The sequence below is a fragment of the Stenotrophomonas sp. 85239_Sma genome (assembly GCF_056481725.1).
The window spans coordinates 1,294,512-1,308,272 of sequence record NZ_CM151163.1 but is presented as its reverse complement, the minus strand read 5'-3'; the positions used below and the strand labels follow the sequence as shown (position 1 = coordinate 1,308,272).

General features: G+C 64.2%; 14 protein-coding genes, 1 tRNA gene and 1 pseudogene. 4 read left to right on the top strand and 12 right to left on the bottom strand.

What is annotated here, in order from left to right:
- Positions 1 to 61: 61 nt before the first annotated feature.
- Genes cyoD through cyoA form a run of 4 tightly spaced genes read right to left on the bottom strand, consistent with a single transcriptional unit; the run spans position 62 to position 4,078 of the window.
- Positions 62 to 403 (bottom strand): cytochrome o ubiquinol oxidase subunit IV, encoded by a 342-nt coding sequence (gene cyoD, locus ACYKG1_RS06230; protein WP_100471657.1) that lies wholly within the window; start codon positions 401 to 403, stop codon positions 62 to 64.
- Entirely contained in the window at positions 403 to 1,041 is a 639-nt protein-coding gene (cyoC, locus tag ACYKG1_RS06225; RefSeq protein ID WP_005408583.1) for a cytochrome o ubiquinol oxidase subunit III, read from the bottom strand. Before cyoC ends, cyoD begins: the two co-directional genes overlap by 1 nt.
- Positions 1,038 to 3,035, bottom strand: coding sequence for a cytochrome o ubiquinol oxidase subunit I (gene cyoB / locus ACYKG1_RS06220; protein ID WP_100471656.1), 1,998 nt, complete (start codon positions 3,033 to 3,035; stop codon positions 1,038 to 1,040). Before cyoB ends, cyoC begins: the two co-directional genes overlap by 4 nt.
- Before the next feature lie 2 nt (positions 3,036 to 3,037).
- Entirely contained in the window at positions 3,038 to 4,078 is a 1,041-nt protein-coding gene (gene cyoA, locus ACYKG1_RS06215; RefSeq protein WP_049446433.1) for a ubiquinol oxidase subunit II, read from the bottom strand.
- 352 nt (positions 4,079 to 4,430) lie between these two features.
- Between cyoA and ACYKG1_RS06210 the strand changes: the two genes are divergently transcribed.
- Positions 4,431 to 5,066 (top strand): GyrI-like domain-containing protein, encoded by a 636-nt coding sequence (locus ACYKG1_RS06210; RefSeq protein ID WP_478472126.1) that lies wholly within the window; start codon positions 4,431 to 4,433, stop codon positions 5,064 to 5,066.
- A gap of 13 nt (positions 5,067 to 5,079) precedes the next feature.
- Positions 5,080 to 5,412, top strand: coding sequence for a hypothetical protein (locus tag ACYKG1_RS06205; protein WP_478472125.1), 333 nt, complete (start codon positions 5,080 to 5,082; stop codon positions 5,410 to 5,412).
- Between the two features lie 65 nt (positions 5,413 to 5,477).
- Here ACYKG1_RS06205 and ACYKG1_RS06200 read toward each other — a convergent pair.
- From ACYKG1_RS06200 to ACYKG1_RS06165, 8 genes and pseudogenes are all read right to left on the bottom strand, one after another.
- Positions 5,478 to 5,553, bottom strand: a tRNA-Thr gene (locus tag ACYKG1_RS06200).
- A 295-nt stretch (positions 5,554 to 5,848) separates the two neighbouring features.
- Positions 5,849 to 6,190 carry a hypothetical protein gene (locus ACYKG1_RS06195; protein ID WP_262084582.1) on the bottom strand — a complete coding sequence of 114 codons (342 nt, stop codon included), beginning with the start codon at positions 6,188 to 6,190 and terminating at the stop codon, positions 5,849 to 5,851.
- On the bottom strand, positions 6,187 to 6,609 hold the full coding sequence (locus ACYKG1_RS06190) for a DUF6973 domain-containing protein (protein ID WP_478472708.1): 423 nt from the start codon (positions 6,607 to 6,609) through the stop codon (positions 6,187 to 6,189). The genes ACYKG1_RS06195 and ACYKG1_RS06190 overlap by 4 nt, the downstream gene beginning before the upstream one ends.
- On the bottom strand, positions 6,537 to 6,761 hold the full coding sequence (locus ACYKG1_RS06185) for a hypothetical protein (protein WP_262084681.1): 225 nt from the start codon (positions 6,759 to 6,761) through the stop codon (positions 6,537 to 6,539). Before ACYKG1_RS06185 ends, ACYKG1_RS06190 begins: the two co-directional genes overlap by 73 nt.
- A gap of 25 nt (positions 6,762 to 6,786) precedes the next feature.
- Positions 6,787 to 7,116 (bottom strand): annotated as a pseudogene (locus ACYKG1_RS06180) (RHS repeat-associated core domain-containing protein); the annotation flags it as partial.
- Positions 7,117 to 7,144: 28 nt separating this feature from the next.
- Complete coding sequence (locus tag ACYKG1_RS06175; protein ID WP_478472123.1) at positions 7,145 to 7,795, bottom strand: hypothetical protein; 651 nt, start codon at positions 7,793 to 7,795, stop codon at positions 7,145 to 7,147.
- 260 nt (positions 7,796 to 8,055) lie between these two features.
- Positions 8,056 to 9,057 (bottom strand): 2-hydroxyacid dehydrogenase, encoded by a 1,002-nt coding sequence (locus tag ACYKG1_RS06170; protein WP_478472122.1) that lies wholly within the window; start codon positions 9,055 to 9,057, stop codon positions 8,056 to 8,058.
- Between the two features lie 97 nt (positions 9,058 to 9,154).
- Entirely contained in the window at positions 9,155 to 12,028 is a 2,874-nt protein-coding gene (locus ACYKG1_RS06165) for an autotransporter domain-containing protein (RefSeq protein WP_478472120.1), read from the bottom strand.
- Positions 12,029 to 12,264: 236 nt separating this feature from the next.
- Here ACYKG1_RS06165 and ACYKG1_RS06160 point away from each other — a divergent pair, with 236 nt between their 5' ends.
- Together ACYKG1_RS06160 and ACYKG1_RS06155 are read left to right on the top strand one after the other, a co-directional pair.
- The gene (locus ACYKG1_RS06160) at positions 12,265 to 12,792 is read left to right on the top strand and encodes an RNA polymerase sigma factor (RefSeq protein ID WP_100471650.1); all 528 of its coding nucleotides are present in this window, start codon (positions 12,265 to 12,267) and stop codon (positions 12,790 to 12,792) included.
- On the top strand, positions 12,789 to 13,757 hold the full coding sequence (locus tag ACYKG1_RS06155) for a FecR family protein (RefSeq protein WP_100471649.1): 969 nt from the start codon (positions 12,789 to 12,791) through the stop codon (positions 13,755 to 13,757). The genes ACYKG1_RS06160 and ACYKG1_RS06155 overlap by 4 nt, the downstream gene beginning before the upstream one ends.
- Positions 13,758 to 13,761: the final 4 nt, after the last annotated feature.

The following is a 13,761-nucleotide window of genomic DNA, read 5'->3' as shown; positions in this document are numbered from 1 at the left end:
CAGCCGCCAACAAAAAGGCCGCCCGAGGGCGGCCTTTCTGCGTGGCAACGTCGCGAGGACGTCAGTGCATCATGTGCACGTTCATGTTGTGCATGACCCACAGGGTGCCGGCCACGATGATGCCGATCACCACGACGGTGAAGGCCGCAGCGTTGACGTTCCAGCGGCTTTCCGAAGAGCGGTCCAGGTGCAGGAAGAACACCAGGTGGACCAGCATCTGCAGCACCGCGGTGACCGCGATCACCACACCGTTGACGGTGCGCGAGAAGTCACCCGACATCACCATCCAGAACGGGATGACGGTCAGCACCACCGCCAGCACGAAGCCGATCAGGTACGACTTCACGCTGCCGTGGCTTTCGCCGCCGGTGCCGTGATCGTGTGCATGGTTGTCATGTGCCATTACAGCGCTCCATTGAGGTAGACGACGGAGAACACGCCGATCCAGATCAGGTCCAGGAAGTGCCAGAACAGGCTCAGGCACGCCATGCGGGTCTTGTTGGTCGGGGTCAGGCCGTACTTCTTCAGCTGCACGAACATCACCAGCAGCCACAGCAGGCCGGCGCTGACGTGCAGGCCGTGGGTACCGACCAGGGCGAAGAACGCCGACAGGAAGGCACTGCGGTCCGGACCGTAGCCCTGGTGGATCAGGTGCTGGAATTCCCACACTTCCATGCACATGAAGCCGAAGCCCAGCAGCCAGGTGATGCCCAGCCACAGGTACATCTGGCCCATCTGCTTGCGGTGCATGGCGATCATGCCCAGGCCGAAGGTCAGCGACGAGGTCAGCAGCAGCGCGGTTTCCCACGCCACGAACGGCAGCTCGAACAGGTCCTTCGCGGTGGGGCCACCATCGGTTCCGCCGGCCAGCACCACGTAGGTGGCGAACAGCGAGGCGAAGATGAGGCAGTCGCTCATCAGGTACACCCAGAAACCGAAGACGGTATTGCCGCCGGTGTCGTGGTGCTCGTGGTCGTCATGGCCATGGGCCGCCGCGTGCGCGGCGTGCCCGTGGCTCAGGGTCGAGGTATTGGTGCTCATGCCTTCAGCTCCGACTTCACCAGCCCCTGGGCTTCCAGGTGCTTGCGGTGTTCGTTCTCGATGCGTTCCACCTCGGCGGCCGGGACCCAGTAGTCCACGTCCTGGTCGAAGGTGCGGTAGATGAACGTGGCGATCATGCCGACGAAGCCGACGATGGCCAGCCACCAGATGTGCCAGATCATCGCGAAGCCGAACACCAGGCTGAAGGCACCGATGACAACGCCCGTGCCGGTATTGCGCGGCATGTGGATGTCGGTGTACTTGGCCGGCTTCGGCCAGGCTTCACCACGCTGCTTGCGCTCCCAGAAATCGTCCAGTTCGGTGACTTCCGGCAGGGTGCCGAAGTTGTAGAAGGCCGGCGGCGAAGAGGTTTCCCACTCCAGCGTACGGGCATCCCACGGGTCGCCGGTCAGGTCGACGGTCTTCTTGCGGTCGCGGATCGACACGGCCACCTGGATGATCTGGCACAGGATGCCGGCGCCGACGATGAAGGCACCTGCAGCGGCGACCAGCAGCAGCGGCTCATAGGCCGGGTTGACCGTGCTCTGCAGACGACGGGTCATGCCCATGAAGCCCAGCACGTACATCGGCATGAAGGTCACGTAGAAGCCGATGAACCAGCACCAGAACGCGCACTTGCCCCAGAACTCGTTGAGGCGGAAGCCGAACATCTTCGGCCACCAGTAGGTGATGCCGGCGAACATGCCGAACACCACGCCGCCGATGATGACGTTGTGGAAGTGGGCGATCAGGAACAGGCTGTTGTGCAGCACGAAGTCGATGGCCGGGATCGCCAGCATCACGCCGGTCATGCCGCCGATGACGAAGGTGACCATGAAGCCGATGGTCCACAGCACCGGGGTGGTGAAGTGCACGCGGCCGCGGAACATGGTGAACAGCCAGTTGAAGATCTTCACACCGGTCGGGATCGAGATGATCATCGTCGTGATGCCGAAGAAGGCATTGACGTTGGCGCCCGAACCCATGGTGAAGAAGTGGTGCAGCCACACGATGAACGACAGCACGCCGATGCAGGCGGTGGCGTAGACCATGCCCTTGTAGCCGAACAGCGCCTTGCGCGAGAAGGTCGCGATGACTTCGGAGAACACACCGAACGCCGGCAGGACCAGGATGTACACCTCCGGGTGGCCCCAGATCCAGATCAGGTTGATGTACAGCATGGCGTTGCCGCCACCGTCATTGGTGAAGAAGTGCGTACCCAGGTAACGGTCCAGGGTCAGCAGCACCAGGGTGATGGTCAGCACCGGGAAGGCCGCGACGATCAGCACGTTGGTCACCAGGGCGGTCCAGGTGAACACCGGCATCTGCATCAGCTTCATGCTCGGGGTGCGCATCTTGAGGATGGTGATGAAGAAGTTGATACCACTGAGCGTGGTACCCAAACCCGCCACCTGTAGACCCCAGATGTAATAGTCCATGCCGACGCTTGGACTGTATTCGATGCCCGACAGCGGCGGGAACGCCAGCCAGCCGGTGGCAGCGAACTCACCGATCCACAGCGACAGCATGATCAGCACCGCACCGGACACGAACAGCCAGAAGCTGAGCGAGTTGACGAACGGGAACGCGACGTCGCGCGCACCGATCTGCAACGGCACGGCCAGGTTCATCAGGCCGGTGATCAGCGGCATCGCCACGAAGAAGATCATGATCACGCCGTGGGCGGTGAAGATCTGGTCGTAGTGGTGCGGCGGCAGGTAACCCTCGGAACCACCGACGGCGATGGCCTGCTGGGTACGCATCATGATCGCGTCGGAGAAACCGCGCAGCAGCATGACGAAGGCGACGATGAGGTACATCACGCCGATCTTCTTGTGGTCCACCGAGGTGAACCACTCCTTCCACAGGTAGCCCCACAGCTTGAACTTGGTGATCAGGGCCATGACGCCCAGGCCACCCAGCACCGCGCCGACCAGGGTGGTCAGCACGATCGGATCGTGGGGGATCGACTCAAGAGAGAGTTTTCCCAACATGTTCATTCTCCCGAACCCGCGTGGCCGGCATGGCCTGCGTGTTCGTGTTCGTTGGCATCCAGGTTTTCACCCGATTCCTTGGAATCATGCGCGTCACTGGGGGCATGGCCCTCGTGCGCTTCATGGCTGGCGGCATCGGCAGCGGCGGCACCAGCGTGCGAGTGCTTCATGCCGTAATGCTTGTTGTCGCCCATGTGCTTGGCGATGACCCAGTCGAACAGGCCTTCTTCGGTCTTGCCGAAGTAGGTGACCGGATACCACTCGGCATTGCGTGCTTCGCCCAGGGCCTTGAACGAGGCCTTGTCCAGGGTCTGCTCGCCGGCACGGACCTGGTCCAGCCACTGGCGGTATTCGGCGTCGGTAACCGAGTAGGCGGTGAAGTGCATCTTGGCGAAGCCCGCGCCGCTGTAGTGCGAGGACATGCCCGGGAATTCACCGGTCTCGTTGGCGATCAGGTGGAGCTTGGTCTCCATCGCAGCCATCGAGTAGATCATGCTGCCCAGGTGCGGGATGAAGAAGGCATTCATCACCGAATCGGACGTGATCTTGAAGTTCAGCGGCGTGTTGACCGGGAACTTGATTTCGTTGACGACCGCCACCTTCTCTTCCGGATAGATGAACAGCCATTTCCAGTCCAGCGAGATCGCCTCGATGGTGACCGGCTTGACGTCCGAATCCAGCGGACGATACGGGTCCAGTGCGTGCGACGAGCGCCAGGTCAGGACCGCCAGCACCAGCACGATCATGCAGGGAATGGACCACACCACCACCTCGATCGCCGTCGAGTGGGACCACTTCGGCTCGTAACGGGCCTTGGTGTTGGAGGCGCGATACTTCCACGCGAAGGTCAGGGTCATGATGATGACCGGGATGACGACCAGCAGCATGAGCACGGTGGCCGTGATCAGCAGGGTCTTCTCATCCTGGCCGATCTGGCCCTTCGGACTGAGGATGGCCACCGCATCGCAACCGGTGAGCATCACCAGCAACGACAGCAGCAGGCCCGGGCGCAACCAGCGCCCAAGGGTTTTCAACGGAATCATCGGTCGATCCAATTGCGAGGGAATGCCGTTCCCCGTCCTGCCTGTTCCGGCCAAAGCCGGTCCCACCGGTCCGGAAGACAGGCAGGGAGGTGGGGTCGAGTCAGCCTTTCAATTTTAGGCCGTCACCCACCATTTAAGAAAGGCATTGACAATGATCGAGCGCAGGAAAGGCCCGATTCTGGCTGCGACACGTTGTCGCACCGCGCAGGCGCGGCGGGCAGAACACCCGGGGGCGGCATCCTAGCGTCGGGTGCTGGCCGGCGGTCCGGACTCGTTCGGCAAAGTCGTCTGAACCTGTTCAGGCGTGCTGGCGGGTAGCCGGCATGGGATGCTCGGCGCAGGAGGAAGGCCCTTGGACAAGATCGACTTCAGGAAGCGCGACCGAACGCTCTATCAACCGCCGACCGGCCGGTTCGTACGGATCGATGTACCGCCCCTGCCCTACGTGATGGTCGATGGTCGCGGCGACCCGAACACGGCCCCCGCCTACCTGCAGGCCGTGCAGTGGCTGTATTCGGTTAGCTATGCACTGAAGTTCGCGCTGAAGGCCGAAGGACAGGACCACGTGGTGCCGCCGCTGGAAGCACTGTGGAGCGCCGAGGATCCGGCCAGCTTCGTCGCGCGGCGGAAGGATGAGTGGGCCTGGACCGTAATGATCCGCACGCCCGAGGGCATCGCCCCTGCACAGTGGCAGGCCGCGATCAGCAAGGCGCGCACCAAGCTGGGAGAGGCTCCGCCCAGCCTTCGCCATGAAGTCCTTGCCGAGGGCCCCAGCCTGCAGACCTTGCACGTGGGCGCCTACGATGACGAAGGGCCCACCCTGGCGCATCTGCATGACGAACTGATGCCCGCATTGGGATACACCTTTGCCGGCCCCCATCATGAGATCTACCTGAGCGACCCGCGCAGGACCGACGCGGCGCGGTTGAAAACCGTGCTGCGGCAGCCGGTGCGCCCGATTGAGCCTGACGAGGACTCCCACACGTGACACAAGGAATGCCATGCGCCTGATCAGCCGACTGCTGCACTGGACTACCCTGCCCACTGGGCGCCGCCTGATGGCCGTGCTGGGTGCTGCGCTGGTGATCGTGCTGGCCTGCAATCCGGATCTGCTGCCGTTGCTGCCTGTGGTGGACGCGCTGGGGCTGGACGTGCTGATGCTGTTGCTGGGTGCACAGGTGGTGGCGGTGCTGCCTTGGGTACGGGAGCGGGCCGCGCACGGGGCCACGATGCTTGCACGCCTGCTGATCGGCGCATTGGCGGGAGCTGCAGGTGGTTATCTCCGGCAGCTGGCGTGGTGGCTGGCGAAGGATGCGGGGATGGCGCGGCGTTGATAGCGTCGCGCCGCTAATCGGCCAAACAAAAAAGCCCCGACCAAAGGCCGGGGCTTTTCTACAACTGGTGCCGGAAACAGGAGTCGAACCTGCGACCTACGCATTACGAATGCGCCGCTCTACCAACTGAGCTATTCCGGCTTAGCTGGCTATTCTAGTGGCTGTCAGGCGCCAAGGTCAATTGCCTTGAGGGCACAGCCAAGACGATCTGCTACACCCTCGGGATTTCCGCTGCGAGCGGGTCGTCTGCCGCATCCTCCTCAATTCTTCAGCTGGCGCGGTGTCACATCGGGCGTGTTCCAGAAGTACCTGAGCATTGGCGCGACGGGAGTCTTCTAGGGCAGACAGCAGCCAGGCAGCACCATGTTCTTCCAACCCATCGCTCTACCTTTAACAATCTTGGCCGCCCTCCCACATCCACTTGCTTTCCCCCCATCTACTGGATCCTGAACGCGCATCCATCCTTGCCCACGACAACGACCAATGTCTGACGAGCACCGGCAGCAACATAAACATCCCCGCCGCAATGGATCTCCTCCGACTGAGGTGATCGCCGATACACAACTTCCGCCGCCGAATCCGTGACAACGTCCAGACTGCCAGACGCCTTCTCACCCGCCGGCAACTGGTCGGTGCCAAACGTGCTTCCTCCGGCCTGCAATCTGACCTGATAGATCGCCTCACCAGATTCATTGCTCAAACTTACCCCGAGACCCGGTGGCGAACTGCAGCCAATGAGGGACAACAGCCCCGCCGCCAGCAAGATCAAACCTCTCATTTTCCCCACTCCTCTACGTCGGTGCTGAGCGACCCGTCTCCAACTCCTGACATGCATGCGGCCGCGCACGTGCGTCCAGAACCACTATACCTTCGTCCAACTTCATTATTGAAAAGGTCCATACGCACCTCGCGTCTTGGGCCGCTACTCCATGCTTCGTGTATGTCGCCAACAGACTTAGCGCTGTTCTGACCAATTGTGTTCGCCATGTCACATGACCAAAGACAATGTCGAAATGCGTCTCCCTTGCCATTGTGCTGCCCTGGGAGGCCTGACTCCACCGCCGCAGCCAGTGCTCTGTCGGCTGCAGACTTGGCTTTCCACGTGGGCAGCAGACCGATTGCATTCACAATCTGCTTTTTCTCGCCATTTGAATCGGATTCCTTGTACTCCCTGGATGATGCATTGGATATTGCCATCCTCGGAGCGCCAGTTTCTCGCTTATCGTCGACAGGGCTTCGCGCGGACGTTCGCAAACCCGCGACACCGCCAGAATCGCAGACGCCTTGGATTCTGGTTCCAGTGCATCCGATACGTCCATCTGGGTCAACGAATCGATACGGACTTCCATTTCCATACCTGTACCTGTTGAACTGCGCCATAGTCCCCCCATAGGCCGTCACAGGATCCACACTTAGAAACACACCCAACTGTGAATCCATGTACCGTTGCTGCATGTAGCTCAAGCCTGTCGAGGCATCGGTCACATGCCCGGTATAACCAGGCCCATCAGCGACGGACCCACCAATCACAGCACCATAGGGCTCATAGGTGGTACGTCGGATAACGATGCCAGCCGAGTCAGTCTCAGCGACCGGTGACCCTAACGCATCGGTATGGATATAGGTAATCGTCTCCGCAGCAGCCTGATTGAACAGTCCACCCAGAATCAGCGCGGCCCCACCTACGGTTCGACTCACCAGCATCTTCATTCCTGCGTTCATCGCGCCCACCTCAGTTCGACCAGGCCGAGCACGCCTGCGCATTGCAGGCACGCACCTTGTAGCCACCCTGGCAGCGTGTATCGAGGTCGTACCCGATGCCTTCCGCCTTGTAGGTCGCGCCGCCGCTGCTTGATCGCATGTTGTAGTAGGTAGCACCCGGCGACGCATTCCAGATGACCGAACAGATGTTGGGACCGCTCTTTACGATCCTCACACCCGTGGGTACGGCCGGCGCACTGGAAATCGCAACCAGGCCAGCAGCAGAACTGGGACTGCAGCCTGCGGGATTGCAAGCACGACCACGGTAGTAGAAGTTGCCTCCGCCGCCCTTGCTGAGGGAAACGGCTCGATCTCCCGCAATCAGCGACCAGTTGGCGCCGTCAGTACTTTCGTCGATTTCATAGCGCGTCGCGTCCGCCACTTCCAGCAGGGAGATCGAGTAAGCCGCGCCGATTCCCACCCCATCCGGCACGCGCAGAACCGGGGTCGCCGGAGGGCCAATCACGCGCACGCCCGCCACCGCGGACCACGGTCCGCAACCGGCGACATTGCAGCCACGCACCTGGTAGTCCCACTGCCCCGGCCAGCGGCCGCCTCGGGCCACGGCGGTCGCGCCGTCTTCCTGGGCGAGTCCGAAGCCACCGCCATTGAGCTGTTCCATCAACTGGTAACTCGTCGCGGCGGGGATTGCGCCCCACCACATGCTCACGGTTGAACTGTAGCTCACACCCCCGAGATTGATCCCCGTGGCTTGGACCGGTGGCAATGTCACGATGATCGCGCCTGCGGCGCTTGCCGCGCTGCACCCTGCGTCATTGCATGCAAAGGCACGATAGGCATAACTACCGGCGATGCGTCCACTGATGGCCAGTTGATTCCCACTGATGGGACTGGGCGAGGCCTATTTCCGCAGCGTGTCTACTACGCCTCCACCCGGTTCGCACACAGCCGCCCCTCGGCGAAATCCTGCAGGTTCCCCAACGTGATCGCCGAGATCTCCTGCAGCGCCTCCACGGTGAAGAAGCCCTGATGGCCGGTCACCAGCACGTTGGGGAAGGTCATCAGGCGCTGGAAGGCCTCGTCGTCGATGATCTCGCCCGAGAGGTCCTGGAAGAACAGTGCGCTTTCCTGCTCGTAGACATCGATGGCCAGATGGCCGAGCCGCCGCGACTTCAGCGCGCGGATCACCGCATGGGTATCCACCAGCGCGCCGCGCGAGGTGTTGACCAGCATCGCGCCGGTCTTCATCCGCGCCAGCGAGGCGTCGTTGATCAGGTGCTGGGTATCGGGCGTCAGCGGGCAATGCAGCGAGACGATGTCGGCGCGCGCCAGCATTTCATCCAGTCCAACCATGTCGCCCACGCCGGCGAAGGCCGGCGACGGGTACGGGTCGTGCCCCAGCACGGTACAGCCCATGCCGTTGAAGATGCGCGCGGTGGCCAGGCCGATCTTGCCGGTGCCGACGATGCCGACCGTGCGCCCATGCAGGGTGCGCCCGAGTAGGCCATCGAGCATGAAGTTGCCCTCGCGCACGCGGTTGTAGGCGCGATGGGTCTGCCGGTTGAGCGTCATCACCAGCGCCAGCGCATGCTCGGCCACGGCTTCGGGGGAATAGGCCGGCACCCGCGCGACGAACAGGTCCAGCGCTGTCGCGGCGGCCAGATCCACATTGTTGAAGCCGGCGCAGCGCAGCAGTACGGCGCGCACGCCCAACGCATGCAGCGCGTGCAGAACCGGCGCGTCGAGGCGGTCATTGACGAACACGCAGACGGCGGCGCAGTCCTGCGCAAGCGCGGCGGTATGCACGTCCAGCGCGGCATCGAAGTACACGAACGCAAAGCCCTGCCCGGCCGCATCGCGCTGGTTGGCCTCGTCCAGGAAGCGACGATCGTAGGGGCGGGCACTGAAAACGGCGATCTGCATGGACGGGCCTGGCTGGAGTTCCCTGCCGACCATACCGCAGCACCTGCCCTGATGGGATGGCCCCGGCGATACGGATATCGCCGGGGCCGGGTACCACTTAGAACCGATAGCCCAGGCCCAGCATCACGCCGTTCTGGATCTGCCCGTCGCGGCGCTCACCCACGTAGTCGGCCATGATCGAGAGGCGCTCGCTGGCGCGACTGGTCACGCCCACGTTCCAGGCCAGCACCTGCTCACCCACGGCCTGGCTGCTGGCACCGAACAGCAGGTCCGGAGCTGCGGCGAAGCCGGTGCTGTAGCGGGCCTGGGTGTCACCCAGTTCCTTCTGCCAGACCACGCGCGCGCGCGGGGTGATGCGCTCGCCGTTGTTGCCCTCGAAGGTCTTGAACAACTGCAGGCCGGCACCCACGCGGATACTTTCCAGGCTGCCGCTGCGACCGGCCAGCGCACCGGCACCCTGCCCTTCGTTGAAGCGGGTTGCCGACGTCCGTGCGTAGTCCACCACCGGCAGCAGCGGCTGGATCACCAGCCCCTTGCCAGTGGTGAAGGAGAAGGCATGTTCGACCCGCGCCGAGATCGCATCGTTGCTGTATCGGGCACGCAGCGGCTGCTGCAGGCCCTCGATGGCGGAGAGGCTGCGGCGGGTGTCATGGCGCAGATCGGTGTAGCGCACGGCCGCTGACAGGTAGCCACGCGAATAGGTCGCGTCCAGGTAGCCGCCCACGTCCAGCGCGCGCACGTCGCCGCTGAAGCCGGAGCCATCGCTGGCCTTGGTCGACATGTCGGCCGCGGCCACGCTGGCACCCAGGGTGACGCGGTCATCGGCCAGGCGGGTGTCGGCACCGACCACGATGCCACCGATGTTGTGGCTCAGGCCGCCCACGCCACCGTCGGCGTCGATGCGGCCATGGCTGGCGAAACCGCGTGCCCACAGGCCATGGCTGCGTCCCGTCGCACCGCCACCGCCAGTCCCCTCGCCGGCCGGTTCGACCAGATGCATGGCCAACTGGTTGAACAGGCTGCCATGACGCATGCCCGGCTGCGCCGACACCGACTGCGCCGCCTGCGAAGCCAGTCCATCGGCATCGCCGCCACTGCGCATCGCCGCCTGGTGCTGCTGCACCACGTTGCCGATGCTGCCCAGCAGTGCGTTGTCGGCCAGGCGCAGGCTGGCATGGGCATCACCGCGCAGGGCGCCGGCCTGCTGTGCGATCACATCGCGGTCGGTGAACTGCAGCGCGCCGAGCAGCGACTTCAGGCCGCTGTCCTGGCGGTCCGATGCGGCTGCCAGCGCGCGCCCCAGCCCGTCGCCGGAGGTGCCGTTGGCGAACAGCCCCAGCTGGTCGAAGCCCGGGTTGGCGGTCAGCCACAGGCCATCGGCCGTCTGGTTGACGTTGAAGCTGAGCAGCGAATTGTGGCGCGGGCGGAACACTTCACCGCCGGTGATGCTGGCGCTGTAGCCGGCATCGCCCAGCCGCACGACATCCTGGAAGCCGCCCTGGTAGATCGGCCCTTCCACCAGGTCGCGGCGGTAGGCACCGGCATAGAAGCCCTGGGCAACATTCAACGCCAGGTGTGCACCCTGCGCGATCACCAGCGCGCCCTCCTCGGCACCGTCATCGTAGAAGCTGCCGACGCGCAGGCGGCCACTGCCGGTGCCACCGGCCTCGGTAACGTCGAACAGCAGCTGGCCGCCGGGCATGATGTTGACGTAGCCGTGGGTCACCAGATCACCGCCGCGCGGCATCAACGTGCCGAACACGCGCAGGCGGTTGAAGCCGTCCTCGCGCCAGGAGGGGCCGGTGCCATCCAGCAGTGCATCGGTGTCGATGCCCACCGATGCGATATCACCGTGACCGACCACGACGCTGCCCGGCATCACCCGCAGCTCGGGGGTGCGCAGCGCACCGCCCTCCAGTGCGATGGTGCCGTTATCGACCAGCATGAAATCGGCGCCGGTGGTTTCGGCGGTGCGCCACGTGGCGCCATTGCTGACACGGATCACGCCGGCGGAATTGGCCAGGGTCGAAACGTCCAGATCGGCCAGCCGCAGCTGGCCGCGCAGCTCATCCTGGAGGTCGGGGTCGCCGAGCAGCTGCTGCAGCGACTGTGCGCCGATGCCGTTCGGCCCCCGCGTGGAGACGTTGTACAGGCTCACCGCGTAATTGATGTAGGTGCTGGCCCAGTCGGTGTTCCAGCGCGCGAAATCGTCATCGACGAAGGCCTGCAGCTGGCGCGCGGTGCGCAGGTAGCCCGGGTTGATGTCGCCACTGACGTTACTGGTGATACGGAGGGTGTCGCCCGGATCACGGTAGCCTGCCGTGTTGATGATGTTGTTGCCGCGGATGTCCTGGCCCGGGAACGACTCCAGCTTGCTGCCGCTGCCATCCGGATCGAAGGTGACCGATGTACCCGTGGTACGCGCCGGGTCGCGGAACACCAGCAGGCCGTTGGGCGCCACCACTTCGTACATGGCCTTGTGCAACAGGCCGGCATCCATGCCGCCGCCATAGTTGCCGGTGTAGATCTGGGTCATGCGCGGCGACGGAGCGTAGGTGATCCTGCCACCACTGCTGGCAGCATGGATCTGCACCGAATCGACCAGCGGCAGATCGCCGCCGAGATAACGGTTGACGCCGCCGGACTGCATGATCGAGCAGGACGAAATGCAGTGACCGGACACGATGGTGTCCAGGCCCTGGGTACGGATCACTGCCTGCAGCCACTCGCCGGCGATCAGCGCGCCACCGTTGGACGTACGCAGCACGACTTCACGGATCGGACGGCCTTCAGCCTGCGCCTTGGCCAGCAGTGCAGGCAGCGCCACCACATCGGCAACGGTGACGCCGCCGCTGAGGAAGACGCGATCGTCCTGCACGTGATAATTCATTGCCATGACGTCATCAACCGCCGCCATGGCGGTGATGCCCATCAGCCCTGCCAGGGCCAGGCTCAACTTCGAATGCTTCATGTGTTCTCTCTCCACCCGCAACACACGGGTCAGGAGTTCAACGTCCGGGTGGCGCGATCTCCCCCAGCGCACCGGCCCTCGAAACATGAATGCATTCACAATGAAATCATGGACCATGCCCACTCTTCCCCATCCGGTCATCGTCGCGTAAAACTCGAAGACGTACCCGCCACCGACGCCCGAGGCCAGCCCTGTCCGCCCCCTCTCCTCTGATCCATCGCGCGCCGGACCTGTCCGTGCCGGCGGACGCGTTCATTGCGTTCGTGCGGGAGGAACGCGCGCCGTTGTGCGCCTTCCTGCGCACGCGCGGTGTTGGGCCGGAGGATGCCGAGGACATCGCGCAGGACTGCATGGAGCGGCTGATCCGCTATCGCACGCACAGTGCCGACGAGTTGCGGCTGCTGCTGTATCGTATCGCCCGCAACCGCCTGGCAGATCGCGGGCGTTCGTCGCAGTCGCGACCGCATCTGTCCCTGGCCGAGCACGATGGCGGCAACGAGCCTTCCAGCACGTCGCCCGATCCATTGCGCCAGGCCGAGTCCGGGCAGATGCTGTCCCTGCTGCGGCAGGCCCTGTTCAAGCTGCCCGAGCGCGCGCGCGAGGTGTACCTGCTCAACCGGATCACCGGCATGAGCTATACGCAGATCGCGCGCCACTGTGGAATTACCGCCAAGACCGTGGAAAAACATATCGCCCGCGCCCTGCAGGGCCTGCGCCAGGAACTCGGATCGGATCCGCTGCACAACGACAGGGACAACGGATGAGTCAGGCGAGGCCCCGGGAAGACACCCAGCTGTTCGAACGCGCCAGCGCCTGGGTAGCGCGGCTGGAAGCTCCGGACTGTACGCCGGGCGAGCGCGAGACGTTCGAGGACTGGCTGGCCGAAGATCCGGCCCATGTCAAAGCCTGGATCCAGGCCGAGACGCTGTTCCAGCAGGGCGAAGTATTGGCCACCGACCCGTGGCTGCGCACTGCCGCGGCACGCGTGGCGCGGCCGGTGCGGCGCCGCTGGCTGCCGGCGGTGACCGCTGCCGCAGGCGTCTGCCTGGCCATCGGGATCGGCTGGATGGTGGCGGTCGATGGCAACCCCACCCCACTTCGCTATGCCAACGATTCCCACCAGCCCCGGCAACAGACGCTGGCCGATGGCAGCGTGGCCACGCTGGATGCCGGCACCACCCTGCACGCCCGTTTCGGCTGGCGCCATCGCAACCTGGTACTGGAACGTGGCCGCGTGCAGCTGCAGGTCGCACCGTCGGGCAAGGCGCTGCAGCTGCGCGCCGGCGACAGCACCATCCGCGACATCGGTACCACCTTCCAGGTGGAACGCCTGCACGACGGCCTGGTCGAAGTTGCGCTGCTGGAAGGTGCGGTAGAAGTCAGCAATGGCGGGACCCAGCACACGCTGACGCCCGGCCAGCAATTGCAGGTGCTGCCGTCGGGCCGCATCCAGCCCGGTCCGGCACTGTCGTCCAATGCCGCTGCCGAAGGCTGGCTGCAGGGGCAGCTGGTGTTCGATGCCACGCCGCTGTCGATCGTTGTCGAGCGCATGAACCGCTACGGCCGTACGCCGCTGGTGATCGCCGATCCCGAGATCGCCAGCCTGGCGGTGAGTGGCACTTTCCGTGCCGGCGACGCGCAGGAGCTGCTGTCGGCACTGGAACTGGGTTGGTCGGTGGCTGGCCAGACGCGACCGGATGGCGCGCTGGAACTGCGCCGCACGTACTGAGGAG

Excerpts from the sequence above, each read along its gene's own strand:
- cyoD (WP_100471657.1), bottom strand. The coding sequence starts at position 403 with ATGGCACATGACAACCATGCACACGATCACGGCACCGGCGGCGAAAGC.
- cyoC (WP_005408583.1), bottom strand. The coding sequence starts at position 1,041 with ATGAGCACCAATACCTCGACCCTGAGCCACGGGCACGCCGCGCACGCG.
- cyoB (WP_100471656.1), bottom strand. The coding sequence starts at position 3,035 with ATGTTGGGAAAACTCTCTCTTGAGTCGATCCCCCACGATCCGATCGTG.
- cyoA (WP_049446433.1), bottom strand. The coding sequence starts at position 4,078 with ATGATTCCGTTGAAAACCCTTGGGCGCTGGTTGCGCCCGGGCCTGCTG.
- ACYKG1_RS06205 (WP_478472125.1), top strand. The coding sequence starts at position 5,080 with ATGCGCCTGATCAGCCGACTGCTGCACTGGACTACCCTGCCCACTGGG.
- ACYKG1_RS06195 (WP_262084582.1), bottom strand. The coding sequence starts at position 6,190 with ATGAGAGGTTTGATCTTGCTGGCGGCGGGGCTGTTGTCCCTCATTGGC.
- ACYKG1_RS06190 (WP_478472708.1), bottom strand. The coding sequence starts at position 6,609 with ATGGCAATATCCAATGCATCATCCAGGGAGTACAAGGAATCCGATTCA.
- ACYKG1_RS06185 (WP_262084681.1), bottom strand. The coding sequence starts at position 6,761 with ATGGAAGTCCGTATCGATTCGTTGACCCAGATGGACGTATCGGATGCA.
- ACYKG1_RS06175 (WP_478472123.1), bottom strand. The coding sequence starts at position 7,795 with ATGGAACAGCTCAATGGCGGTGGCTTCGGACTCGCCCAGGAAGACGGC.
- ACYKG1_RS06170 (WP_478472122.1), bottom strand. The coding sequence starts at position 9,057 with ATGCAGATCGCCGTTTTCAGTGCCCGCCCCTACGATCGTCGCTTCCTG.
- ACYKG1_RS06165 (WP_478472120.1), bottom strand. The coding sequence starts at position 12,028 with ATGAAGCATTCGAAGTTGAGCCTGGCCCTGGCAGGGCTGATGGGCATC.
- ACYKG1_RS06155 (WP_100471649.1), top strand. The coding sequence starts at position 12,789 with ATGAGTCAGGCGAGGCCCCGGGAAGACACCCAGCTGTTCGAACGCGCC.